Annotated in this window: 12 protein-coding genes; 7 read left to right on the top strand and 5 right to left on the bottom strand. The window is 71.6% G+C overall.

The window, feature by feature from the left end; all coding sequences use genetic code 11:
* Window positions 1-412 precede the first annotated feature (412 nt).
* The 5 genes from ABTZ99_RS37140 to ABTZ99_RS37120 all read left to right on the top strand — a co-directional run bounded on the left by ABTZ99_RS37140 (window position 413) and on the right by ABTZ99_RS37120 (window position 21,191).
* Window positions 413-17,554, top strand: coding sequence for a hypothetical protein (locus ABTZ99_RS37140; RefSeq protein ID WP_499617857.1), 17,142 nt, complete (start codon window positions 413-415; stop codon window positions 17,552-17,554).
* 239 nt (window positions 17,555-17,793) lie between these two features.
* Entirely contained in the window at window positions 17,794-18,219 is a 426-nt protein-coding gene (sdhC, locus tag ABTZ99_RS37135) for a succinate dehydrogenase, cytochrome b556 subunit (RefSeq protein ID WP_230570370.1), read from the top strand.
* 2 nt (window positions 18,220-18,221) lie between these two features.
* On the top strand, window positions 18,222-18,632 hold the full coding sequence (locus ABTZ99_RS37130; protein ID WP_123745404.1) for a succinate dehydrogenase hydrophobic membrane anchor subunit: 411 nt from the start codon (window positions 18,222-18,224) through the stop codon (window positions 18,630-18,632).
* Window positions 18,633-18,657: 25 nt separating this feature from the next.
* Window positions 18,658-20,409: a succinate dehydrogenase flavoprotein subunit gene (gene sdhA, locus ABTZ99_RS37125; RefSeq protein ID WP_498782016.1), complete on the top strand. Its 1,752-nt coding sequence runs from the start codon at window positions 18,658-18,660 to the stop codon at window positions 20,407-20,409.
* Entirely contained in the window at window positions 20,409-21,191 is a 783-nt protein-coding gene (locus ABTZ99_RS37120; RefSeq protein ID WP_498782018.1) for a succinate dehydrogenase iron-sulfur subunit, read from the top strand. Before sdhA ends, ABTZ99_RS37120 begins: the two co-directional genes overlap by 1 nt.
* A 189-nt stretch (window positions 21,192-21,380) precedes the next feature.
* On the opposite strand, the gene ABTZ99_RS37115 is transcribed toward ABTZ99_RS37120, so the two are convergent.
* The gene (locus ABTZ99_RS37115; RefSeq protein WP_498782020.1) at window positions 21,381-22,673 is read right to left on the bottom strand and encodes a D-alanyl-D-alanine carboxypeptidase family protein; all 1,293 of its coding nucleotides are present in this window, start codon (window positions 22,671-22,673) and stop codon (window positions 21,381-21,383) included.
* A 60-nt stretch (window positions 22,674-22,733) separates the two neighbouring features.
* Between ABTZ99_RS37115 and ABTZ99_RS37110 the strand changes: the two genes are divergently transcribed.
* Together ABTZ99_RS37110 and ABTZ99_RS37105 are read left to right on the top strand one after the other, a co-directional pair.
* A complete protein-coding gene (locus tag ABTZ99_RS37110; RefSeq protein ID WP_498782022.1) occupies window positions 22,734-22,970 on the top strand; it encodes an SCO4848 family membrane protein in 237 nt (78 codons plus the stop codon).
* Between the two features lie 25 nt (window positions 22,971-22,995).
* Complete coding sequence (locus tag ABTZ99_RS37105) at window positions 22,996-23,340, top strand: hypothetical protein (RefSeq protein WP_498782024.1); 345 nt, start codon at window positions 22,996-22,998, stop codon at window positions 23,338-23,340.
* Window positions 23,341-23,349: 9 nt separating this feature from the next.
* Here ABTZ99_RS37105 and yhjD read toward each other — a convergent pair whose 3' ends face one another.
* From yhjD to ABTZ99_RS37085, 4 genes are all read right to left on the bottom strand, one after another.
* Entirely contained in the window at window positions 23,350-24,360 is a 1,011-nt protein-coding gene (yhjD, locus tag ABTZ99_RS37100; protein ID WP_498782026.1) for an inner membrane protein YhjD, read from the bottom strand.
* A 25-nt stretch (window positions 24,361-24,385) separates the two neighbouring features.
* The gene (trpS, locus tag ABTZ99_RS37095) at window positions 24,386-25,384 is read right to left on the bottom strand and encodes a tryptophan--tRNA ligase (RefSeq protein ID WP_499617856.1); all 999 of its coding nucleotides are present in this window, start codon (window positions 25,382-25,384) and stop codon (window positions 24,386-24,388) included.
* Between the two features lie 93 nt (window positions 25,385-25,477).
* Window positions 25,478-25,765 carry a hypothetical protein gene (locus ABTZ99_RS37090; protein ID WP_498782028.1) on the bottom strand — a complete coding sequence of 96 codons (288 nt, stop codon included), beginning with the start codon at window positions 25,763-25,765 and terminating at the stop codon, window positions 25,478-25,480.
* Window positions 25,766-25,927: 162 nt separating this feature from the next.
* Window positions 25,928-26,116, bottom strand: a 189-nt coding sequence (locus ABTZ99_RS37085) for a hypothetical protein (RefSeq protein ID WP_499617855.1), incomplete at its 5' end; no start/stop codon positions are given.

The raw sequence follows: 26,116 nt of genomic DNA, 5'->3' as shown, positions 1-26,116 counted from the left end.
CCGGCCGGCACCGCCCACCGACACCGCGCCCCCGGCGGCAAACCCACCGGCAGCGACCCCTCCGGCGGCCAACCCTCCGGCGACCAACCCACCGGCGACCAACCCACCGGCGACCAACCCACCGGCGACCAACCCACCGGCCACCCGGCCGGCACCGGCCGCCGACCCCACGGCGCCCGGGCAGCAGACCAACACGCCCGCTCCCCCACCCCCGCCCCCGCCACCCGGGACCGGGTCCACCGTGCCGCCACCGCCGCCCCCTCCGCCGGGGTTCGGTGGCGTGGTGCCGCCGCCTCCGCCGCCCCCGCCCGGGTTCGGGGCCGCGGTTCCCCCGCCTCCGCCCCCACCCCCCGGGTTCGGGGCCGCCGTGCCGCCACCGCCTCCGCCCCCCGGAGCGCAGGTACCCGGCGCGGTGTTCGGGATCCCGGTCCCGCCGCCGCCCGGCGCGCCCGGCGCGCAGGTCAACCCGCCCACCGCACCGGCGGGCCCGTTCTCGCCCCGGCGGGACTCCACGCTGAAGAACGGCACCCTCGACGGGCTGCCGGCCGTGTTCCCCGACGTGCCCCTGACGGTCACCGACGTCGAGATCAACCTCGGCCAGGTGCAAGCCGGGTTCGACGCGATGTTCGACACCCTGCGCGCCAACCACAACGTCACGACCACCCCGAACGTGAGCGCCGACCTCGTCGTGCAGTTCGACGAGAACACCTTCGCCAAGCACTTCGCCCTCCAGCAGGAACTGGACACGGCGTTGCAGACCGCCGCCCCCGGCGAGCCCGCCGTCATCCAGCGGCCCGACGGCCGGACCATCGACGCGGGCCAGGTCCGCGCCGAGATCGTGTCCGGCGACTTCCTGCACCAGCTCAACGACGGGAACCCCGACGCCGTCGCGCACCTGGACGCGCTGCTGAACGACGTCGTCCAAGCCAAGGTCGGCCCCAACGGCAACGTCGACGCGGCACTGGAAGCGCTCGTCGACAGCACCCGCACCAACCCGGCCCGCTCCATCAACGGCCACGTGCTGCTCAACACCGGCCACCTCGACGGCCTCACCACCGACCCCGCCCGCAAGGCGGACGCGATCCGCCACCTGCTGACCCACGAGTTCATGCACGTGCACTCCGTCGGCAGCGACGTCACCTTCGCCCACCGCGACGGCCAAGGCGGCGTCTACAGCACGAACGTCAACCCGGACGAAGCCGTCACCGAACTGCTCGCCCGCAACATCACCGACGCCCTCTCCGAACGCCTCGGCGAACCCAGCCAGTACAACCAGGACGAGAACGGCGCCAACCGCTACCAGAACTACATCGACCTGCTCAACAACGAGTTCGACAAGCCCCGCGGCCGGTGGGCGGCCCCGTTCGACCCCGACGCGACGTTCCAGGACATGCTCGACGACTACTTCGGTGTCACCGAGCCCGACGGCCCGCCCCAGACGCGTTCCGCCCCACCCGCCGACATCGACGCGCCACCGGCAGCCGACCCGGACGTGCCACCGGCGAAGGACAAGGACGTCAAGGACGTCGCCGCCGACGAGTCCTGGCGGCACAGCACGGCGAGCACCGCGGACTGGTTCGCGCCGAAGGACCCGCAGCCCTCGGCGGCGTGGGACTCGGTGCGGGACAAGGCTCCCGTGCGCACGGTCGACACCGAGGTCGCCGACGTGCAGCGGTCGAGCACCCCGGGCAAGGTCGACTCCCTGACCGGGCTGATCCAGCACGACGTGCGCCGGATGGAGGTCGCGCCCGGGAGCTGGGTGAAGGAGTACACCCTCAAGGTCCACCTCAAGCCCGGCGAGGGCGTCACCCAGTCCGATGTGGACGCGGTGGCCCAGAAGACCACCAACGGCGTCGACCGGTTGCTGAACCAGGGCTACCGGCTGCCCTCGGGCGACCAGTTCCACGCCAGGGTGGAGTTCGTCACCGACCCCGCGCAGGCGCACACCACGGTCGATGTGAAGACGTCCACCACCGCGGACCAGCTCAACTGGGGCGTGCAGACCTCGGAGAACGTGCTCGCCCACGAGGTGGCGCACTACTTCGGCCTGCCCGACGAGTACAAGGACGCGGCCGGTCCGGACGCCCGGATCTTCAACAGCGACGGCAAACCGCTGCCGCCCGGGCACACCCAGTCGAACCTCGTCGTGAACGACGACGGGCTGATGGGCGCGGGCGTGCACGGCGACCCGTCGATCAAGCCGCGGCACCTGTGGGCGATCGAGCGCACCACCGACAGCCAGGTGATGGTGCCCGACGCCGACCACGCCACGCTGCACGACCCCGACTCGCCCCGCCAGACCCCGCCGCCGCGACCGCCCGACCAGGGCACCCGGCCGGACATCCACCCCCGGCCGGTCAGCGACACGGACAGCGACTCCGACTCCGACAGCGACACGGACACCGAGGCCGACGCGCAGCCGGCCATCCCACTCGCGCCACCACCCCCGCCGCCACTGCCAGGGGCCACCGCCACGCAGCAAGCAGTGGTGCCACCGCCTCCCCCGCCGCCACCGGCCTTCGGGACGCAGGCACCCCCTCCACCACCGCCCCCACCCGCGGTGACCTCGACGCAGCCCGCGTCAGTTCCGCCGCCGCCTCCGCCACCGCCCGCCTTCGGGACGCAGGCACCGCCGCCGCCACCCCCGCCGGGGACGACGCGCGGACCTCAGGCGCCCCCACCGCCGCCCGGGCCCCAGGGGCCGCCGCCACCGCCCGGACCCGACACGGCCGGCACGTCGGCGAACGCGCCCGCCACCCCGGCGGGCCCGTACTCGAACGTCCGGGACGCCGACCTGAAGAACGGCATCCTGACCAGGCTGCCCGCCCAGATCACCCCGGTGCCGCTGCAGATCGCGGGCGTCCAGGTCGACCTCGGGCAGGTGCGGGCCGGTTTCGACGCGCTGTCCGGCAAGCTGGGCGAGTTCGGCATCACCACCACGCCGAACGTGAACCCCGACCTGGTCGTGCAGCTCGACCAGCAGACGTTCGCCAAGCACTTCGCCATCCAGCAGGAGCTGGACACGGCGTTGAAGCCCACCGACCGGGGCGACTCCGACATCACGACCGGTCAGCTCAACGGGCAGGGCATCGACCCGGCGCAGGTCCGCGCCGAGATCCTGTCCGCCGACTTCCTGCGGCAGCTCAACAACGGCAACCCCACCGCCGCCGCACGCCTCGACACCCTGCTGAACCAGGTCGCCCAGGCCAAGGCCGGTCCCGCCGGCGACGTCGTCGCGACGCGGAACAGCCTGGTCGAGAGCACGCTCACCAACCCGGCGCGGGCGATCAACGGGCACGTCCTGCTCAACACCGACCACCTCGACGGCCTCACCACCGACCCCGCGCGCAAGGCCGACGCCATCCAGCACCTGCTGACCCACGAGTTCATGCACGTGCACTCCGTCGGCAGCGACGTCACCTTCGCGCACCGCGACGGGCAAGGCGGCGTCTACAACAAGAACCTGAACCCCGACGAAGCCGTCACCGAGCTGCTCGCCCGCAACATCACCGACGCGCTCTCCGAGCGGAACGGGAAACCCAGCCAGTACAACCAGTTCGAGGACGGCAACGTCCGCTACCAGACCAACATCGACCTGCTGAACCGGGAGTTCGACCGGCCGCGGTCCAAGTGGGACAGCTTCAAACCCGGCCCGGCGTTCCAGACCATGCTCGGCGACTACTTCGTCGGCACGACGCCACCCGCCACCACGTCCGGGACGCGTCCGGCGCCGCCGAGCACCGCACCGACCACGCGGGGCGTCGACCAGGACGTCCAGCCGCCGAACGCACCGTGGCGCAACCCGTTCCGCTCCACGCCCCCGCCACCGCCGCCGTCGATCTCCGCGCCGATCCCGCTGGTCGACCTGCCGCCCACCAACGCCAACACCAACGGCAACACCAACGGCAACACCGACACCACGCCCACCCCGGCCACGCCCGCGCCGGCAGCACCAGCCCCCGCGGCACCCGCCCCGGCACCGAACCCCGCACCGGGGCCCGTGCTCGGGTCGCGGAACCTGCCGGACTTCTTCCAGCAGGGCAAGGCACTCGGCACGATCGCGCCCACCGACGTGCGGGGCGCCCAGCACGTCACCGGCACGATGACCGGCATCACGCCGGCCGACGCCGCCGTCATCGAAAGCGCGCTGGAGAACAACTTCGAGTCGTTCCTCGGCCAGGGCCGCGACTTCCAGGTCAAGATCGACGGCACCTGGTACGAGGCCAACGTCCAGGCCACCATGCTCCCGCCGGCCGACGTCGCCGCGGTCACCAGCACGCCGTCCACCACCACCAAGGTGGACATGGCCGCCCAGTCCGCCGCCAACACGGGCACCGCCACCAACCTCACCACCGCCAACGACATCGGCCTCGCCGCGGCGGCGAGCGCGGGCGTCGGCCCGTACGGCTCGCTGGCCGGCAAGGCGCAGCTCGCCACCCCCGCCACCACGCTGAACACCTCCTCCGGCACGGTGGACCAGCGGTTCATCCGCGGCGGCGAGAGCTCGACGAACGTCGACGTCCCGGTCTCCTTCCAGGTCACGCTCACCGCCGCCAACGGCACCGTGCGCCCGATCCAGGCGGTCAACGGCGGCGTCACCCTCGCCGTGCCGAACGACCTGGAGACGATGGCCAACTCCGGCAACGCCCAACCGGCCGCGGCCCTGCCGCCGGGCTGGGGCGCGAAGCTGGAGCACCCGACGCCCGAAGCGGTCACGGACTTCGACGCGAAGCAGGCGTTCACCGACGTCGCCGCGAAGATGCACCCGTCGATCACCAAGATCGGCGCGCCGGGCCGCACCGCGTTGCAGGACTTCCTCAACCCCACCACCGTCCGCGACAACCTCGGCGCGATGCTCGGCGGTTGGGTCACGTCCCCGGACCTGGTCAGCCCGCACGGCAGCAAGGCCAACGCCGTGCAGATGAAGGCCACCCTGCTGACCGCCGAACTGGTCGGCACGACCGACGCCGCCCAGCTGCGGCTGCACGAGTCCCAGTCCACCGGCAGCTCCCTGTCCGCCACCAGCAAGACCGGCTTCGACGCCGCGGCCGGCGTGGGCGGCGGTGTGGGCGTGCCGGGCGTGATCGGCGGCACGGGCGGCGTCACGGCCGGCTACTCGGCCCGCACCTCGGACACCTCGAGCTCGGGCACGACCAGCAGCACCCGCACCGGCATCCAGCTCAAGGGTGCCACCGGCCTCTACAAAGTGACCGCGAACGTCCACGTCCGCACGCCCAACGGCGCGGACGTCGTCATGCCGGTCACCACCTACATGCGGGTCGGCCTGCCCGAGGCCGCCTCGCTGACCCTGCCGGTGCCGCCGGGCACCGACGCCGGCCTGACCAAGCCCGGCACGGCGGGCACCAAGCACCTCCCGCCCTACCTGGCCGCAGACCTGGCGGCGGGCAACGTCAAGGTCGGCGAGTTCGGCCCCGGCGCGCAGGTGCAGGCGCAGGTCCAGGCCACGTTGCGCGACCTGCCCGGCTTCGGCAAGTTCCTGCCGGGCTGGAACGACCCGGACACCGGCGCGCGCAAGGGCCAGGGCCTGGCCGACGTCGCGGAGGCCATGGCGAACCAGCGCAAGCTCGACGCGGAGCTGTCGCCGACCGCGCTGAAGACCAAGATGGACAGCCTGCTCGGCCCCGGTGTGCAGGTGCAGCTCAAGAAGCGCGGCCTGAGCACCAACGAGTACGTCAACGTCACCGTCCGCGCCCGACCGGTGGGCACCCGGCACCTCGGCCAGGTCGACGCGCGCAACGTGCGCGGCTCGGCGAACACCGCGCCGAAGCTGGACAGCACCACCGCCACGCAGAAGTCGGTCAGCGTCGGCGTCGAGGGCAAGGCGGTGTTCCCGGTCAAGACCGGCGCCGCGTCGCTCACCCCGACGCCGCAGGTCGGCGCGAAGTACACCTACGGGTGGGGCGCCAAGAACACCGGCGGACCCACGGTCACCAGCACGGGGCTCAACGTCGGCAGCCCGGACGCCCAGGTGTTCTCGCAGGACCTGGAGTTCATCGTCGAGATCACCACGTTCAGCCGCAACCGGGCGTGGGTCAAGCGGGTCACGCCCGGCTCGCCGATCCTCCAGGTGCCCGACCCCAAGCCGGTCGCCAGGACCGGCGGCCCCAACCAGCCCGGCGTGGTGAGCCTGCCGCAGATCTCCGGCCCGGTGCACCTGTGGGTGTCGGACAGCTCGGCGATGGACCACGACCCGTCCGGCTTCGAGCCGGGCAAGCCGGTGGCCACCAAGCTGGACCGGCCGCCGTCGATCAAGGACCTGCTCAACCCGCCCGCGCCGCGGCCCGCCGCGCCGGACTTCCTGCACGTCGAGGCCGTCGTCAACACCGAGGCGGTGCGCGACCAGGCCATCGAGGCGCTCAACCTGGCCGCGAAGGGCGACTCGTCGCTCACCGTGCCGGGCACGGAGGCGCGCAACCAGATCGACAAGCTGTTCAGCCCGGAGAGCATCAAGGCCAACCTGCGCAAGCTGACCGAGACCGGCATGCAGGAGAACGGCCTGAAGTACGGCCGCCGGGTCACCGACCGCACCGGCGCCATCGGCATGGCGATCGAGCTGGGCAACCCGAAGCTGGTGTCGATCTCCGACAGCACCGGCACGGAGAACGCGACCACCGGCGGCTACAAGGCCGGTGACGCGAAGAGCAGCAGCCACACCGTCGACCTCACCGCCGGCGTCAACCTGCCGGTCAAGCCGAACGCGGCGCCGCAGCCCGCGGGCGAGCCGAAGCCCGCGTCGGGCTCGGGCGGCGTCGCCGTGGCGGGCAAGATCACGCCGTACTCGTCGTCGAAGACCAGCGCGACCGAGGTCAGCGGCAGCGTCGACCGCAACTACGTCACCCCGCCCAGCGCGCGGACCGTGCTGATCCAGCTCGACGCGGACGTCACCGTGGTCGGCGAGAGCCGGTCGGGCAACGTCGTCTACGGCGGCACCCCGCGCGTCGAAGGCGCCAAGGTCACCCTGCCCGGCGGCGTGTTCGTGCGGGTCAGCGAGGACGTGGCGCGCGAGTTGGGCGTGCTGCCGAAGGTGCAGCCGACGACGCCGCCGCCCTCGTTCGGCACGATGGCGCCGCCGGCCACGCTGACGCCGGACCGGCCCAGCTCGCTCGGCCTGAGCACGCTGGACACCGCGCCGGACCTGTCGGGCCTGGTCTCCGGCCTGATCACCGACCTCAACCAGCGGACCAGCGGTCCGTTCAAGAGCGACCTGGTGCCGGACTCGGTCCTCAAGGACTCGATGAACAACTTCCAGCGGCTGGTCGACTTCACCTCGCCGACGAGCGTCAAGGCGATGATCGACAGCGCGCTGGACGGCGGCGTTCCGCTGCTGCTGCACCAGCCGGGGACGTTCGGCAAGGACACCTACCAGGTCACGCTCAAGGCGAAGGTCAAGGGCGCGCCGGCCTTCTCCGGCGTCGTCAACGACGGCGTCGACATGGAGCACACCATCGCGGGCGCCCGGAAGGCGACCGACGGCCTCGGCCGGTCGACCGGGTGGGGCGTCGGCCTCAAGTCGCCCGGCCTCGCCCAGCCGGGCAGCGCGAACCCGAACGTGTCCGGCGGCGTCGGCGTGATCGCCGCGGCGAACGTCGGCCAGCAGCACAGCAGCAACGTCACGAAGGCCACCACCGAGCAGTTCGGCCACCTGCGCGCGGGCGGCGGCCCGGCCGTGAAGTACACCGTGCCCCTCGAGTTCGAGCTGGTGGTGGAGAAGGGCACCCAGGTCGTCACCAGCGCCACCGCCCCGCCGCAGGACGTCGTGGTGCGGCTGCACGCGGACAACCAGAAGGTGTTCACCCCGGCCGCCACGCCACCGGCCGGCTACACGTCGACCACGACCCGGCAACCGGCCGCGCAGGGCACGCCGCAGGCCGCGACGGCGTGGCAGCAGAACGGCTCACCGGCCACGCTGCCGGCCAAGGCGTCGGTGGAGAACCTGCGCGGGGCCCAGGACCTGCGTGCCGCGGCGATCCGGGCGCTGACCGCGGCGGGCGCGAACGAGGGCATCACCGGCAAGGGCACCGGCCCGCTGAACACCCTGCTGTCGACGCTCAGCTCGGAGAACCTCCAGCCGAGCCTGCCGGGGATGCTCGACGGCCCGTTGGACGTGCCGGGGCTGCACGAGGCCGCGTTGACGTTCGGGCAGCACGCGGACGTGAAGGTCTACGCCAAGCTGGTCAACCCGAGGCTGGGTGGCCTGAGCGACGGCGTGAACCTGGAGAACCCGAAGTCCTCGGTCACCACGACCTCCGGCGAGGCCAAGCACAGCGAGACCGGCGACCTCTCGGCGGGCTGGGCCACCGGCAGCGCCGCGGTCGCGCCGAGCCAGGACCCGAAGGACACCGCGAACTTCGCCACCGGCGGCGTCGAGACCAGGCACGCCGCCGAGGACGCGGAGGCGCTGTCCGGCGGCTCGGCGACCAACAAGACCAACAACCTCAAGCCGCAGGGCCGCACCGGTCTGGTCGACTTCGACGTGGAGTACCGCGTGGTCGCCACGGTCGGCGGCCGGACCAGCGTGGTCGACCTGAGCGTGCCGGGCTCGGCGTCGGTGCGGATGCCGTCGACCGAGGCCGAGACCGTGCTCGGGCGTGACTTCGACGCCGGGCTGAGCAACGCGCAGACCGCGGTCAAGGACACCGCCAAGGCGTGGCGCGACGCGGAGCTGGCGGTCGACAAGGCGCGGCACGACGCGCAGGCCGTGATCAACCGGGTGGCCGCCGACGTCGCCCGGCTCCAGAGCGACCTGACGAGCTCGCAGGTCGACCACAACGACGCGATCGGCCACCAGCTGACCGAGGCCGGCCGCGTGCCCGCCCTGGAGCAGGCCGTCCAGGACGCGCAGACCCGGCGTGACGCGGCGAACGACGTGGTCGCGGACCTGCGCGACCGGATCCCGGGCCTCGACTCGGCCCACCGGGACGCGCAGGTCGCGCTGGCCGACGCCGACGCGGAGGTGCGCTCCACCGGGCGCGACCTGGCGGACGCGAACACTGAGCTGGACGCGGCGCGGGTCAGGCTGGACGACGCGCAGGCGGCGTTGGACGTCGCCCAGGGCGACCTCGACGCGCACCTCGACAACCGCCCCGACGACGCGCCGCCGATCGCCGAGGACAAGGTCGCCAAGGACCTGGTCGGCAAGGTGGACGACGCCCGTGCCGCGCGCGACACCCGGGCGACCGAGGTCGAGACGGCGGTCGAGGTCGCCGACGCGGCGCAGGCCGCGAACACCAGCGCGATCGAGGCGCGGGCCGCCGCGCAGGTCGCGGTCGACCAGGCCCGGACCGCCGCCGAGCAGGCGCGGATCGACCTCGACCGGGCCAACGGCACCCTGGAGACCGCTCAGGGCGAGCTGGACAACGCCGAAACCGGCCTGGAGACCGGCCGTGACGCCGCTCAGCGCACGGCGGGCGCGCAGCAGTCCGCGGCGCTGGCCCACCACCAGGTCGAGAGCACCATCGCGGAACTGGAAGCGGAGATCACCACGGCCGAGGTGGAGCTCGACAAGCGCCGCGCCGAGGCCGACGCCCGCCAGCGCGACTGGTGGAACGCCCGCATCGAGGTCGACCAGCGGATCGCCGACTTCAACCGCCCGACCCCGCCTCCCGCGCCTCCCGCCCCGCCCGCCGGCACGCCGGTCATCACCATCACCCCGCCGGCCGACACGACGACGAACGGGACGCAGCCCGCCTCTTCGTCCACGACGACCAACGGCACGCAGCCCGCCCCGTCGTCCACGACCGACACCACCGCACCACCGGCACCGCCCCGATCGCCCGACACCACCCGATCCACCACGGACGCACCGGCGCCGCCGACCACCCCGTCGACCGCACCGCAGACACCCACATCCGCATCCGCACCGGCACCGGCACCGGCACCGGCCAAGCCGACCGAGCGGGCCGCCGGCGGTCCCCGTCCCGAGCTGTCCCTGGACGTCCCGCCGACCTCAGCGCCGTCACCGGAGCAGGTCGCCCGGCTCGACGCCCTGGCCGCCGACCTCGCCGAGTCCAACGCGATGCGCGACCGCAACGGCTACCGGCCCGCCGTGGTCGAGGTCTCCGGCCCCCACGCCCGAGCCGTCGCCGACGTGCTCACGGCCAAGGGCATCGACGCCACCGTCCGCGACACGAACGGCACCACCACCGACGTGCACGTGGACCACGACCTGCGCCGCCCCGACGGCTGGACGCCGCCCGAAGCGCCCAAGGGCGTGAAGGTCACCGACACCGTCATCACCTCACCCGCGCCGCAGGGGCCGCACCCGGTCCTGGACAACCCGGACTGGCGGCACAGCACCGCGCCCGGCGCCGACTGGTTCGACCCGAAGCCGGACGCCGCCACCTCCGCCGACATCCGGACCGCGCGCGCGGACGCCCCCGTCACCAGCACCGTCCGCGGCGAGGACGGCGGTGTCCTGGACCGCACCACCATCGGTCCCGACGGCGTGAGCATGAAGGCGTGGCGCGGTCCGATCGCCTACGACACCCGCGTGCTGGACGTCAACGGCGTGCCGGTGCGCGACTTCACCGTCAAGGTCTTCCTCGACCCCGCCGGCAACGCCACCCCCGACCAGGTCTCCGAGGTCCGCAACCGCACCAGGCAGGGCGTCGAGGCGCTGTTCAACAACGGCAGCCGGCTGCCCAGCGGCGAGCAGTTCCACGTCACCGTCGAGTTCACGGACGACCCCGCCGACGCGCACGGCAGCATCACCGTGACCGCCCCCGAGGGCCGCGCCAACCAGCTGAACTGGCCCGTCGACTCCGACGCCCGCACGCTCGGCCACGAGGTCGGCCACTTCCTCGGCCTGCACGACGAGTACTTCGAGACCGGCGACGTCAAGCCGATCTTCCAGCACCAGGACGGCAAGGGCCGCGTCGTCGACGACAACGCGCCCATGACGGCGGGCGTCGACGCCCCGGACGCGAGCGTCAAGCCGCGCAACCTGTGGCTGGTCGAGAACCGGATGCACGCGCTGGAGTCGTTCAACCCGCCGGGCACGCCCCCGACCACCACGCCGAGCACCACGCCCGCCCAGGACGCCGACGTGCGGCCGCCGAACGCGCCGCGCCTGCCGTTCCGCCGCACCACCCCGAACCCGGTCATCCCCCTGGCCAGGATCACCCCGCCCACCCCGGGCTGGGTGCTGACCGCCACCAACCTGCCGGACTTCTTCCAGCACAACCAGGGCCTCGGCTCGATCGCACCGGTCGACGTGCGGGGCGCCGCCAGGGTCGCGGGCGCGATCGACGGCCTCGACGCCAAGGACGCGGCCCGCATCGAGACCGCGATCGGCTCCGACTTCGAGTCGTTCCTCGGGCACGGCCGCGACTTCCAGGTCAAGGTCGGCGGTCGCTGGTACGAGGCCCACGTGCAGGCCACGATGCTCCCGCCGGCCGATCAGGCCACCGCGGTCGAAACGCCGTCCACGAACACCAAGGTGGACATGACCGCGCTGGGCGGCACGAGCACGTCCACGACCAACACCCTGGCCACCGCCAACGACGTCGGCGGCGCCGCCACGGCCGGTGTCGCGGTCGGACCGTACGGCTCGCTCGGCGGCAAGGCCCAGCTCGCCACCCCCGCCACCGCCCACGTCAGCTCGACGTCCACAGTGGACCAACGGGCGATCCGCTCGGGCGAGTACTCCACGCAGGCCAAGGTCCCGGTCAGCTACCAGATCACGCTCACCGACGCCCACGGCGTCGCCCAGGCCCCGATCACCGTGGACTCCACCCCCGCCGACCCGGTCGACGTCACGCTCCAGATCCCCGACGACCTCACCACCATCGTGGAGTCGAACCCGACCCTCGCCCAGAACCCGAACGCCCCCACCGGCGACTGGGGCGCGCGGTTGGAGCACCCGGTGCCGGAGACCGTCGCGGTCACCGACCCCGGCAAGGCGTTCACCGACGTGGCGGCCAAGCTGCACCCGTCCATCGTGAAGATCGGCTCACCCGGCCGCGCCGCGCTCCAGACGTTCCTGAGCCCGACCACGATCCGCGACAACCTCGGCGCGATGCTCAACGGCTGGGTGACCTCGCCGGACCTGGTCAGCCCCCACGCGAGCAAGGGCGCCGCGGTCCAGGCGCACGCGACGCTGCGCACCGCCGAACTCGTCGGCGTGCACGACTCCACCCAGCTGCGGCTGCACGAGACCACGTCGTACAGCACTGGCGTCACCGCGACGACCAAGACCGGGTTCGACGCCAACGCGAGTGTCGGCGGCGGCGCCATCGTGCCGAACCAAGTCGGCGGCCGGGGCGGCGTCACCGTGGGCTACTCGGCCCGCACCGCGGAGTCCTCGAACGCGGGCACGAACACCAGCAACCGCACCGGCATCCAGCTCAAGGGCCAGACCGGCCTGTACAAGGTGACGGCCGACGTCGAGGTGCGCACACCCAGCGGCGACAACGTCATCGTCCCGGTGACCACCTACATGCGCATCGGCACGCCGGAAGCGGCGGCGCTGAACCTGCCGGTGCCGGAGGGCACGCCCACCGGCATCGCCAAGCCGACGGCGCAACCGCGGTGGGCGCCGCCGTACGTGGACGGCGCGTTCGCCGCGGGCAACGTGAAGGTGGGCGACTTCGAACCCGCCTCCCGGGTGCAGCCGCAGGTCGAGGCGGCGCTGAAGAACGTCAAGGGCCTATCGGACCTGCTGCCGAACTGGAACAACCCCCAGGCGAACCCGCGCAGCAGCAAGGGCCAGGGCTTCGGGGACGTGTCACGGCAACTGGCCAACCAGCGCAAGCTGGACCAGTTGTCGCCGACCGCGCTCAAGTCCAACATGGACGGTCTGCTCGGACCGGGCGTCCAGGTCCAGCTGAAGAGCTCCGACGCCACCACCGACACCTACGTCAACATCACGGTCAAGGCGAAGATCGACAACACCAGGCACCTCGGGCAGGCGGACGCGCGCAACGTGCGCGGCTCGTCGTCCAGCGGGCCGAAGCTGGACAGCACCACCGCCACCACCAAGGGCTGGAGCGGCGGCGTCGAGGGCCTGGTCGTCATCCCGGTCAAGGGCGCCACCACCACGGTGACCCCGACGCCGCAGGTCGGCGTGAAGTACAACCACTCGTGGACGACGAAGAACACCGGCGGCCCCACGGTGAACAGCACCTCGCTGAACGTCGGCAGCCCGAACGCGCAGGTGTTCGCGAGCGACGTGGAGTTCGAGGTCGAGATCACCACGTTCACCCGGCCGCGGTCGTGGCTGCGGCGGGTGACACCCGGCCTGCCCGGACAGCACGCGCCGCAGCCGCGCGTGGTGGCGCGCACGGTCGGCGCGTCGATCGACCCGACCGCGCGGAACAACCCCCAAATCCTGCCGCAGATCCACGGCGCGGCGACCCTGTGGGTGTCCGACGGCTCGGCGATGAAGTCGGACCCGTCCGGCTTCAGGCCCGGCGACCCGGTGGTGACCGCGCTGACCGAAGCGCCCACCGTCAAGGACCTGCTCACCACCCGGACAGGGCCGAAGTCGCCGGAGTTCCTGCACGTCGAAGCGGTGGCGAACACCACTGCCCTGCGCGACGCGGCAGTCGACGCGCTCAACCGGGCAGCGGGCAAGGACTCGGCGCTGACCGTGCCCGGCACCGAGGCGCGCAACCAGATCGACCGCATGTTCAGCCCGGAGAACGTGAAGGCCAACCTGCGCAAGATGGTCGAGACCGGGATGCAGGAGCAGAGCCTCCGGTACGACCGACGGGTCACCGACCGCACCGGTTCGGTCGGCGTGTCGATGAAGCTCGGCAACCCCAAGCTGGTGTCGATCTCCGACGACACCGGCACCGAGAACGCGATCACCGGCGGCTACAAGGCGGGCGACGCCAAGTCGGTGAGCCGGTCGGTCGACATCACCGGTGGCGTGAACGTCATGGTCAAACCGACCCCCACCGCGCCACCCCCGGGCGAGCCGACCCCGGCCAGCGGTGCCGGCGGCGTGGCCGGGATCGGCAAGTACACCCCGTGGTCGGACTCGAAGGCCGAGGCGCGGGAGATCAGCGGCAGCGTCGACCGCAACGTCGTGACACCGGGCACGGCCAGGACCGTGCTGGTGCAGTTGGACGCGGACGTGACAATCGTCGCCGAGAGCCGGGCGGGCAACGTGTTCCACGGGGGCACGCCGCACGTCGAGGGCTCCACCGTGACGCTGCCGAAGTCGGTGTTCGTGCGGGTCAGCGAGGACGTGGCACGTGAGATGGGCGTGCTGCCGAACGTCAAACCGGACGTCAGCACGCCCTCCTTCCCGACGATGGCGCCGCCGAGGACGCTGGCCGTCGACGAGCCCGGCGCGCTCGGCCTGTCCGCCGTCGAGCAGGTGCCGGACCTGAACGGCGTGGTGACCGACCTGATCGCGGACGTGAACCAGAAGACGGGAAAGCTCTTCGGTGACCCGCTGGTGCCCGATTCGGTGCTGAAGGACTCGATGAACAACCTCCAGCGCCTGGTCGACTTCAGCTCGCCGACCAGCGTCAAGGCGATGATCGACAGCGCGCTGGACGGCGGCGTGCCGCTGCTCGTGCACCAGCCGGGCACGTTCGGCAACGACACGTACCAGGTCACGCTGCGCGCGAAGACGGGCGAGCCGCGGTTCGACCGGGTCGTCAACGACGGCGTCGACATGGAGCACACCACCGCCACCGCGGAGAAGGTCACCGACGGCCAGGGCCGGGGCAAGGGGTGGGGTGTCGGGTTCAAGGCGCCGGGCCTGTTCCAGCCGAGCAGCGCGAACCCGAACCTGTCCGGCACGGTGGGCGCGATCGCATCGGCCGGCTTCAACCACGCGCAGAGCAGTTCGATCACCGACGCCACCACCCGGCAGTTCGGCCACCTGCGCGCGGGCGGCGGCCCGGCGGCGAAGTACACCGTGCCGGTCGAATTCGAACTGGTGGTGGAGAGGGGCGCTCGGGTCGTCGCCACGAGGACCAGCCCCGCGCAGGACATGGTCGTCCGGCTGCACGCGGACAACCTGAAGGTCGACGGCATCACCACGCCGAACTACCCCTACATGGCGGCGGCGATCAAGCGCAGCCCCGACTTCGGCGTGCCGAGCGCCGCGACGGCGTGGCAGCGGACGAACGACCCGGCCACCCTGCCGCCGGGCGCATCGGTGGAGAACCTCCGCGGCACGAAGGACCTGCGGGACGCGGCGCTGCGCGCGTTGACCGAGGCGGGCGCGAACCAGGGCATCACCGGCAAGGGCTCCGGGCCGCTGAACACGCTGCTGTCGACGTTGAGCCCGGAGAACCTCCAGCCGAACCTGCCCGGGATGCTGGACGGTCCGCTGGACGTGCCCGGCCTGCACGAGGCGGCGCTGACGTTCGGGCAGCACGCCGACGTCAAGGTCTACGCGAAGCTCGTCAACCCGCGGCTCGGCGCGCTGAGCGACGGCGTGAACCTGGAGAACCCGCGCTCCACCGTGAGCACGACCAGCGGCGAGGCGAAGGTCAGCCAGAACGCCGACGTGTCGCTGGGCCTGGCGACGGGCAGCGTCGCCGTGAAGCGGAACGACGACCCGGCCGACACCCTCAACTTCACCACCGGCGGTGTGGAGGTCCGGCACGCGAGCGAGGACTCGCAGGCCGTCTCCGGCGGCGCGACCGACAACAAGGTCAACAACCTCAAGCCGCAGGGCCGGTCCGGGCTCGTCGAGTTCGACGTCGAGTACCGGGTGGTCGCCACCATCGGCGGCAAGACCGGCGTGGTGGACCTGGCGGTGCCCGCCTCGGCCGCGGTGCGGATGCCCGCCCCGGAGGCGGAGGCCGTGCTCGGTCACGCGTTCGACCCGGAACTCAGCGCCGCCCAGGACGACGTGAAGAGCGCGGCGAAGGCGTGGCGGGACGCGGAGATCGCGGTCGACAAGGCCCGTCACGACGCGCAGGACACCATCAACGAGGTGGCGGCCGAACTCGCCAAGACCGACAGCACGCTCACCGACCTCGAACTCGAGCTCAACACCGCGATCGAGACCGGCCTCACCGCGTCCGGCAAGGTCGGTGACCTGACGACCGACGTCGAGGACTCCCGCGAGGCCGTGGCGAAGGCGGAGGAGCGGGTCAAGGACCTGAGCGGCAAGATTCCCGGGCTGCAGGACGCGGTGCTGACGGCGAACAACGTCCTCCGCGACCGGAACGGCGACGTCATCGACAGCGCCGATGCCGTCGCCGACCTGAAAGAACGACTGAAGACGACCCGTAACCGGCTGACCACGGCGAACGACGCCCTGCTGACCGCCGAGCAGGCCCTGTCCCAGCACTGGACCACGCCACCCGCCGAGGACGCGCCGCCGGTGGACCCCGCGGTCGAGCAGGGCCTGCGGAGCGCGGTCGACTCGGCCCGCACCGCCCGCGACGGCCTCAAGACCGAGGCCAAGAGGCTGGCCGAGGAACTCGGTGAGGCGCACGAGCAGCACAAGAAGGACCTGGAGGACCAGCAGGACGCCAAGGAAGCCGCCACCAGCGCCAAGGAGGCCCTGGACGCGGCGACCGAGGCCCTGCGCCTGGCGCAGGACGGCTACACCACCGCGAACGACAACCTCACCGAGGCCCAGCACAACCTGCGCGAGCAGAAGAAGATCGTGCACGACGGGGCCAAGGCGCGCTCCGACGCGCAGCAGCGGCACGACGCCCTGGTCGCCGCCCGTGACGCGCAGGAGGCCCGCATCACGGCAGCCGAGGTGGAGCTGAACGCCAAGCGCGGCGAGGCGGACGCCAAGCAGCAGACCTGGTGGGACGCCAAGAGCGTGGTGGACCAGCGGGTCGACGCCTTCAACGCCGCACCACCGGCAGCCCGGCCGGTTCCAGCACCTGCCGACCACGCGTCCGCCACCGCCCGGTCCTCGGTGCCCCCGACGACGACCCCGACCTCCACCCGGCCGGCGCCGCCCGCGCCGCCGGTCGACGGTTCCCCGGACTTCCGGACGACCGGCAGCGCACCGTCCATTCCGGACACCGCCCGCACGTCGGGCGACCCCGTCCCCGGCAACCCGCCGAACCCGGCGCTCCCGGAACCCACGCCGTTCCACGACGGTACGGGCGGCGGGCAGCCGGAGCACGGGCCGGTCACGTCCGGACACGTCGAGGAGGCGCTGCGGCACTTGCGGTTCACCGCCGACGACCTGGCGACGGCGCCGCCGCCGACTCCCGGCGGCCTGTACGCGGCGGTCGGTCACGTCACCGCCATCCCACCGGCGACGCTCCGGCGCGACGTGGTGAGCACGTCGATCGGCCAGGTCGAGCAGGTGGCGGACTACACCGCCACCCACTCGATGCGCAAGAGCCAGCTGTACAGCGCGCTGGTCGAGAACGTGAACTGGGCGCTCAGGGATCCGGCGGAGAACGTCCGGGCGGGTCATGCCCGCGACCTCGCGGGTCGGCTCATCGCAACCCGGTTGGGCGTCAACCTGGTCATCCACCTGCCCGGTGTGCCGCAGCCGCTGCGGCTGCCGCCATTCACCGGCCCGGTCCAGCCCGAGGTGCACGTCGACCTCGTCGTGGTGGGCGGGGTGGCTACCTACCGACCCCGCTGACCAGGACTGAAGGTCCGCAATGGACGACGCAGGTCACTCTTCCGAGTGGCCTGCACCGCACAGCGGGGTGCCTGGAGGCGTGAGGCGAATCGATACAGCAGCCGTCGGGTGTCTCGTCGCTCACAGACGGGTCGGGCTGTTGGGTCGGGTGGCTCGAGCGGGTCTAGCATCCGGGGGTCAAGGTCCGCGTACGCACGTACCGGAGACCAGTCCACCACTGACGCTGGAGGCCGTTGCGCATGGCCGGCACCACCGCACCCGAGCGGGCGGGCACCTCTAAAGGGGGCGGAACGCTCTACCGCGGCGACCTGGGGATGTGGTCCTGGGTCGCGCACCGCATCACCGGTGTGTTGACGTTCTTCTTCCTGTTCGCGCACGTCCTGGACACCGCGCTGGTGCGGGTGTCGCCGGACGCGTACGACAAGGTCATCGAGACCTACAAGAACCCGATCGTCAACCTGTTCGAGGTCGGCCTGGTCGGCGCGGTCCTCTACCACGCGCTCAACGGCATCCGCGTGATGCTCGTCGACTTCTGGGAGAAGGGCGCGCGCTACCAGAAGCAGATGTTGTGGGTGGTGCTCGGCATCTGGGTGCTGGTGATGATCCCGGGCACCTACTACATGATGGTCCGCACGGTTACCGACCTGCTCGGTGGGGGTCACTGATCATGAGCGAACTGACCCTGGCCAAGCCGCGCGCACCGCGCCGCCCCGCCGCCCGCCGCAGCAACTTCGAGCTGTACAGCTGGCTGTTCATGCGCATCTCGGGTGTCGCGCTGGTGGTGCTGGTGCTCGGGCACCTGTTCATCATGAACATCCTCGACGGCGGCGTGCACCGCATCAACTTCGGCTTCGTCGCCGGCCGCTGGGCCTCGCCGTTCTGGCAGATGTGGGACCTGGCCATGCTGTGGCTGGCCCAGATCCACGGCGGCAACGGCCTGCGCACCGTGATCAACGACTACGCCCGCAAGGACGCGACCCGGTTCTGGCTCAAGGTGCTGCTCTACGTCTCGATGGTGCTGATCATCGCCCTCGGCACGTACGTGATCTTCACCTTCGACCCGAACATCACCGACTGACCCGCTGCGGGGAGTGCTCAGAGCCATGCAGTTCCACAAGTACGACGTCGTCATCATCGGCGCGGGTGGCGCCGGGATGCGCGCGGCGATCGAGTCCGGCCAGCGCGCCCGCACGGCCGTGCTCACCAAGCTCTACCCCACGCGTTCCCACACGGGCGCCGCGCAGGGCGGCATGTGCGCCGCGCTGGCGAACGTGGAGGAGGACAACTGGGAGTGGCACACCTTCGACACGATCAAGGGCGGTGACTACCTGGTCGACCAGGACGCCGCCGAGATCATGGCGAAGGAGGCCATCGACGCGGTCCTCGACCTGGAGAAGATGGGCCTGCCGTTCAACCGCACGCCCGAGGGCAAGATCGACCAGCGGCGGTTCGGCGGCCACACCCGCAACCACGGCGAGGCGGCCGTGCGCCGGGCGTGCTACGCGGCCGACCGCACCGGCCACATGATCCTGCAGACGCTGTACCAGAACTGCGTCAAGCACGGCATCGAGTTCTTCAACGAGTTCTACGTGCTCGACATCTGCATGACCGAGACCGCCGACGGCCCGGTGTGCACCGGCGCGGTGGCCTACGAGCTGGCGACCGGCGAGATCCACGTCTTCCAGGCCAAGTCCGTGGTGTTCGCCACCGGCGGCTTCGGCAAGGTCTTCAAGACCACCTCCAACGCGCACACGCTGACCGGCGACGGCATGGGCATCGTGTTCCGCAAGGGCCTGCCGCTGGAGGACATGGAGTTCTACCAGTTCCACCCGACCGGTCTGGCGGGCCTCGGCATCCTCCTCACCGAGGGCGCCCGGGGCGAGGGCGCGATCCTGCGCAACGCGTCCGGCGAGCGGTTCATGGAGCGCTACGCCCCCACCATCAAGGACCTCGCGCCGCGCGACATCGTCGCCCGCTCGATGGCCCTGGAGGTGCTGGAGGGCCGCGGCGCCGGCCCGAACAAGGACTACGTCCTCCTCGACTGCACCCACCTGGGCGCCGAGGTGCTGGAGACGAAGCTCCCCGACATCACCGAGTTCGCCCGCACGTACCTCGCGGTCGACCCGGTGACGGAGCCGGTGCCGGTCTACCCGACCGCGCACTACGCGATGGGTGGCATCCCGACCAACGTGCACGGCGAGGTGTTGCGGGACAACGACAACGTCGTGCCCGGCCTCTACGCCGCCGGCGAGTGCGCGTGCGTGTCCGTGCACGGCGCGAACCGGCTCGGCACGAACTCGTTGCTGGACATCAACGTGTTCGGCCGCCGCGCGGGCATCGCCGCCGCCGAGTACGCGCTGGCGCACGACCACGTCGAGCTGCCCGAGAACCCGGCGGCCCAGGTCGAGGCGCAGGTGGCGCTGGTGCTGTCCGAGCACGGCGAGGAGCGGGTGGCGGACATCCGCACCGAGCTGCAGGCCACCATGGACGCCAACGCGTCGGTGTACCGCACCGAGGACACGCTCAAGACGGCGCTGCACGACGTGCAGGCGTTGAAGGAGCGCTACCAGCGGATCACCGTGCAGGACAAGGGGAAGCGGTTCAACACCGACCTCCTGGAAGCCGTCGAGCTGGGCTTCCTCCTGGAGCTGGCCGAGGTTCTCGTCGTGGGCGCGCTGGCGCGCAAGGAGTCCCGCGGCGGTCACGCGCGCGAGGACTACCCGAACCGCGACGACACGAACTTCATGCGCCACAGCATGTACTACAAGCAGGGCGACGGCTTGGCGGCCGACATCCGGCTCGACTACAAGCCCGTGACGTTCACCCGGTACCAGCCGATGGAGCGCAAGTACTGATGACCGCTACCGCTGAAGTGTCCACCGGCTCGCGCGGGAACCAGCCCCCCGTGCCGGACGGCGCGATCACCGTCACCCTGAAGGTGCGCCGGTTCAACCCGGAGTTCGACGACGAGCCGCGCTGGGACTCGTTCGAGATCCCGGCCCTGCCGTCGGACCGCGTGCTGAACCTGCTGCACTACGTGAAGTGGTACCTCGACGGGACGCTGACGTTCCGCCGGTCGTGCGCGCACGGCATCTGCGGCTCGGACGCGATGCGCATCAACGGCGTGAACCGGCTGGCGTGCAAGGTGCTGCTGAAGGACCTGCTGGCGAGCGGCGGCAAGCCGACCACGATCACCATCGAGCCCATCAAGGGGCTGCCGGTCCACAAGGACCTGCTGGTCGACATGGAGCCGTTCTTCGAGGCGTTCAAGGCGGTCAAGCCGTACCTCATCACGTACGGCAACGAGCCGACGCGCGAGCGGGTCCAGTCCATCGCCGACCGCGAGCGGTTCGACGACACCACCAAGTGCATCCTGTGCGCGGCGTGCACCACGTCGTGCCCCGTGTACTGGACCGAGGGCTCGTACTTCGGCCCGGCGGCGATCGTGAACGCGCACCGGTTCATCTTCGACAGCCGTGACGAGGGCGCCGAGGAGCGCTTGGACATCCTCAACGACGTCGACGGCGTGTGGCGCTGCCGGACCACCTTCAACTGCACCGACGCGTGCCCGCGCGGCATCCAGGTCACGAAGGCCATCCAGGAGGTCAAGCGCGCCCTCCTCTTCAAGCGCACCTGACCCCACCGCACCCGACGCGAAGGGCCCCCGAGCACCTCGGGGGCCCTTCTCTCGTCCGTGGGCCGGGTACCCCGAGTTCAACGCCGAGGACGGGCACCCGGCGCGGACTTCGGCCCTGGTGCCGTCCTGGGCGTCGAACTCACCGGTCCTGGAGGTTCGACAGGCGGGACCGGAACGTTCGACTCGCGGTCAGGGTTGGTTCTGGGCGGCCGCGCGGGCGGCGCGGGCGGCTTTGGCGCGGCGGTTGCGCAGGTACATCACCAGGCCCAGGAGCAGGCCGAGGCCGGCGACGGCGGTGATCGGGCCGCCCACGTTGCCGAACGCCGTCTGCATGGCGGAGGGCTGGGTGCCGTCCGGGCTGGAGTTGGCGACCTCGCCGACACCGGCGCTGGTCGGCGTCGGCCGGGGCTCGGTGGTCTTCTTCTTCGCCTGGGGCGCGCCCTCGACCAGCCTGCCGACCGGGTTGCCCGACGCGGCGGGCTCCAGGGCGAAGCCGTAGTCGAGCAGGCGGGCGGCCTGGTCGGTCATCCGGACCGGCTGCTGCTGGCCCCGCAGCAGCACGACCACGAGCCGCTTGCCGTTGCGCTCGGCCGCACCCACGTAGGTGTGCTGCGCGTCGTCGGTGAACCCGGACTTGCCGCCCAACGCACCCTGGTACGTGGTCAGCAGCCGGTTGTCGTTGACGATCGGCACGGTCCCGTTGCCGTTGGCCGCCGGGAAGTCGATCCGCTGCGTCATCACGGCCTTGACGAAGTCCGGGTACTTCATCGCCTCGCGGTAGATCAACGCCACGTCGTAGGCCGACGTCGACGTGCCCGGCGCGTCCAGCCCGGACGGCGTCACGGCCCGCGTGTCCAGCGCGCCCAGCTCGGCCGCCAGGGCGTTCATCTTCCGGATCGCGGACGGCACCCCGCCGAGCCGACGGGCCAGCGCGTGCGCCACGTCGTTGCCCGACGCCATGACCAGCGCCTGGAGCATCTGCTCGACGCTGTACTCGGCGCCGTTGCGCAGCCCGATGCAGGTGCACTCCTGCGCGAGGTCCTCCGGCGTCGCCGCCACCGTGGCGTCGGGCGCCAGCTCCTTGGCCACCACCATCGCCAGCAGCACCTTGATCACCGACGCGGGCCGCTGCCGGCCGTGCGGGTCGAGGGCCGCGAGCACGGCGCCGTTGTTCATGTCGGCGAGCAGCCAGCTCTTGGCCGTGATGCCGTCCGGCGGCACGGGCGCGTTCGGTGGCAGCACGAGACCGCACTCACCGAGGCGCTGTCCCCCGATCGGGCTCTCCGGTACCTCGATCGGTGGTGGAGGCTTCTCGCCTGGCGCCACCTGTTCGGAGGTGTCGACCGGTGGGGGCGGTGACACCTTGTTCTCGCAGGCCGGCTGTGCGGCCGCGACCGGTGCGGCCACGAACGACGCGCCGGCCATCAGCGCACAAGCAGCCAGGACCAGGGCAACGGGCCGTCGGAACGCGGAGGAACGCACCCGCCCAGGCTATCCACCCCGGATGAGTGACCTGCACCCGCCACGTCCGATACTGCTCCGGTGAAGCTCTCCCGCGGCATGTCCGTGTTCCTGCTTGCCTTCGGGGTGTGGTCCTGGGTGATCTGGCCGACCTTCCTGCGCAACATCTGGAAGGACCCCCGTTCGTGGGACGGCGGCCCGACCACGTTCTTCACCGTCCACCTGCTGCTCGTTGTCGCGTCGCTCACATTCGGCACGGTCATCGGTGTGCTGGGCGTGCGCGGGCTGCGGGCGGCCAGAAGCGCCAAGAGCGAGTAAACCCACCACACCTGGAGGCTCCGCCGTGGAGTTCGTGCGCCTACTGCTGGTGTTCCTGCACCTGCTCGGCATGGGCATGCTGATCGCGATGTTCTTCGTCCAGCGCCGGTCCGGGGCCGACGCCCCGCTGAACAACGGCTGGCTGCACGGCAGCGCGTTGCAGCTGCTCACCGGCCTGGCGCTGATGGGCCTGGCCCCGGTGACCGACCAGGACTACAACGACATCAAGATCGGCGTGAAGCTGCTGGTCCTGGTCGTCATCGCGGCGCTGGTCGCGCTCAACCTGAAGAAGAAGCCCGCCGCCTGGCTCACGCCCGTGCTGGCCGGCCTCGTCGTGGTGAACGTCGGCATCGCCGTCTTCTGGACGTAGGCGCGGACCTCAACGCCGCCGGAACAACGCACCCAGCAGCAGCCCCGCGCCGACCAGCCCGACGGCGGCGCGGGGGCTGGGCCCGGACCGCACCTCCACCACGGGCCGGATCACGGCCGGCGGTGGCGCCGCCGGCGGCTCCTTGACCGCGTTCTCCCGCGCCGTGGCCGTCCACGCGGTGATGAACAGCAGGAACTGCGCCACCAGGTTCGCGAACACCAGCACACCGATGACCGGCCCGAACGCCGCACCGGCCGGCGAGCTCGTGACGCTGCTCAGGTAGATCGTCGCGACCTGCTTGAGGGTCTCGAACCCGATCGCCGCCGCCGCGGCGCCCTTGACCGCGCTGCGCCAGCCGACGGGCTCGCGCGGCAGCTTGGCCAGCACCCAGAGGAACACCAGCCAGTTCGCGACCAGCGCCAGCGCGATCGTGCCGATCTTCAGCATCGCCTCGGCCCACCCGACGCCGTCCAGGCCGACCCACCGCAGCACCAGCTCGGCGAACCCGCTGCCCGCGGCCGTCAGGCCGAACGACACCACCAGCGCCAGCCCGAGGCTGATCAGCGCCAGGAAGTCCTTCGCGATCGTCTTCAGGAACGGTCGGTCGGCCTTCGCGTGGCCCCACTGCGCGGTCAGCGCGTCACGCAGGTTGCTCATCCAGCCGAGGCCGGAGTAGGCGGCGGCCAGCAGGCCGAGCACGCCGACCGTGCCCTTGGACTCGATGGCCTGCTCGACCACCTCGTTGATGGTGTTGCCGAGCGTGCCCGGCACCGCCTCCGCGATGGAGGCCTTCAGCTCGTCGAGCAGGCCCGGCTCCGAGGCGAGCACGAAACCGGCGACGGCGAAGCCGATCATCAGCATGGGCACGAGCGACAGCACGCTGAAGTACGTCACCGCCGCCGCGTAGTGCGCCCCGTACTGCTCGCTGTACCGCTCGGCGGCCCGGAACAGGTGGTCGAGCCAGGGCCGCTGACGACGCATCCGGTCGAGCTTCGACTCGGTCCCACCCTTTTCCGCCACACGGAAAAGTTAATGCGTCAGGTGATCACACGCCACTCGACAGGAAGCCGATCCGGTCGTAGGCCCGCGCCAGCGTCTTCGCGGCCACGCCGCGCGCCCGTTCCGCGCCGCGCGCCAGCACCTTGTCCAGCTCGGCGGTGTCGTCCAGGTACTCGGCCACCCGCGCCCGGACCGGCGTGACGAACTCGGTGAACACCTCGCCGAGGTCCTTCTTCAGGTCCCCGTAGCCCTTGCCGTCGTAGTCCGCGACCAGGGACTCGATCGACCGCCCGGTCAACGCCGAGTAGATCACCAGCAGGTTGCTCACGCCGGCCTTGTGCTCGGGGTCGTACACGATCTCGCGGCCGGTGTCCGTGACCGCCGACCTGATCTTCTTGGCCGACCGCTTCGGGTCCTCCAGCAGCTCCACCACGCCCGCCGGCACGGACTTCGACATCTTCGACGTCGGGTCCTGGAGGTCGTAGATCTTCGCGGTGTCCTTGACGATGAAGGGCTCGGGCAGCCGGAACGTCTTGCCGTAGCGGGTGTTGAACCGCTGCGCCAGGTCGCGGGTCAGCTCGAGGTGCTGCCGCTGGTCCTCGCCGACCGGCACGTGGTGCGCCTGGTAGAGCAGGATGTCCGCGGCCTGCAGGATCGGGTACGTGAACAGGCCGACGCCGATGGCCGACTCCTGCCGCGCGGACTTGTCCTTGAACTGGGTCATCCGGCTGGCCTCGCCGAAACCGGTCAGGCACTGCAGCACCCAGCCGAGCTGGGCGTGCTCGGGCACGTGCGACTGCACGAACAGCGCCGAGCGGTCCGGGTCGATGCCGAGCGCGAGCAGCTGCGCGGCCGACACGCGGGTGTTCTGGCGGAGCACCTTGGGATCCTGCTCGACGGTGATCGCGTGCAGGTCGACGACGCAGTAGAACGCGTCGTGCGTCTCCTGCAGCGCCACCCACTGGCGGAGCGCGCCGAGGTAGTTGCCGAGGTGGAAGGAGCCCGCGGTCGGCTGGATGCCGGACAGCACGCGGGGGCGGCTCACCGGAGCCGGGTTCTCGACAGGCTGGCCCACGGCCTCGCCTGCGGCGTTCTCCGTAGAGTTTTCGACGGCCACGGGAGGATTCTCCCAGGCCGATCAGACCCCCGTGGTGGCGGGCCGCACCTCGGCCGGGTCCCCGCCGTCGACCGCCGGGGTGGTGGCGACGGGCTGGTTCGCCGCCGTGCGGACCACCGCGGTTCTCCGCCGCCGGACCAGACCGGCCACGAGGCCGATCCCGCCGAGCGCCACCGCGGCGATGCCGACCGGTGCTTCGAGGGAGACGGGGTCCGCCACCGCGCCGTCGGCCGCCACCGCGACACCTTCGACGACCAGGGAAGACGCCGCGCCCAGGACCAGACCCAGGACCGCACCGCGACCGCGCACCGCCCAGCCTCCTCACCAACACCGTGCCACTCCACCGAGGAGTGAACCTTGTTGACGGACGGCCGCGAACCTACCGAAGCTGTGGGGCTCGGGTGTTCGGTTCAGGTAAACACGACCGGCGGCAGACTAACCACAGCCGCCCTCACCCGTCCCCGCAGGGGGTTACCTCACGACGTCGACTCGGCCATATGTCGTAGTCCGCTGCCGGGCCGGGCGACCGGCCAACGCCGCCGTCGCGTGCAGCTCCACGGCCGTCCGGGCGGAGCCGTGTTCGGAGCCGGCCATGCGGCTGATGGTCTCTTCCATGAGGGTGCCGCCGAGGTCGTTGGCGCCGCCCCGGAGGACTTCGGC

The organism is Actinosynnema sp. NPDC002837, from assembly GCF_040295345.1.
Classification (GTDB): domain Bacteria; phylum Actinomycetota; class Actinomycetes; order Mycobacteriales; family Pseudonocardiaceae; genus Actinosynnema.
Note: the sequence above shows the minus strand (reverse complement) of the source record. Positions and strands in the feature narration are given on the sequence as shown.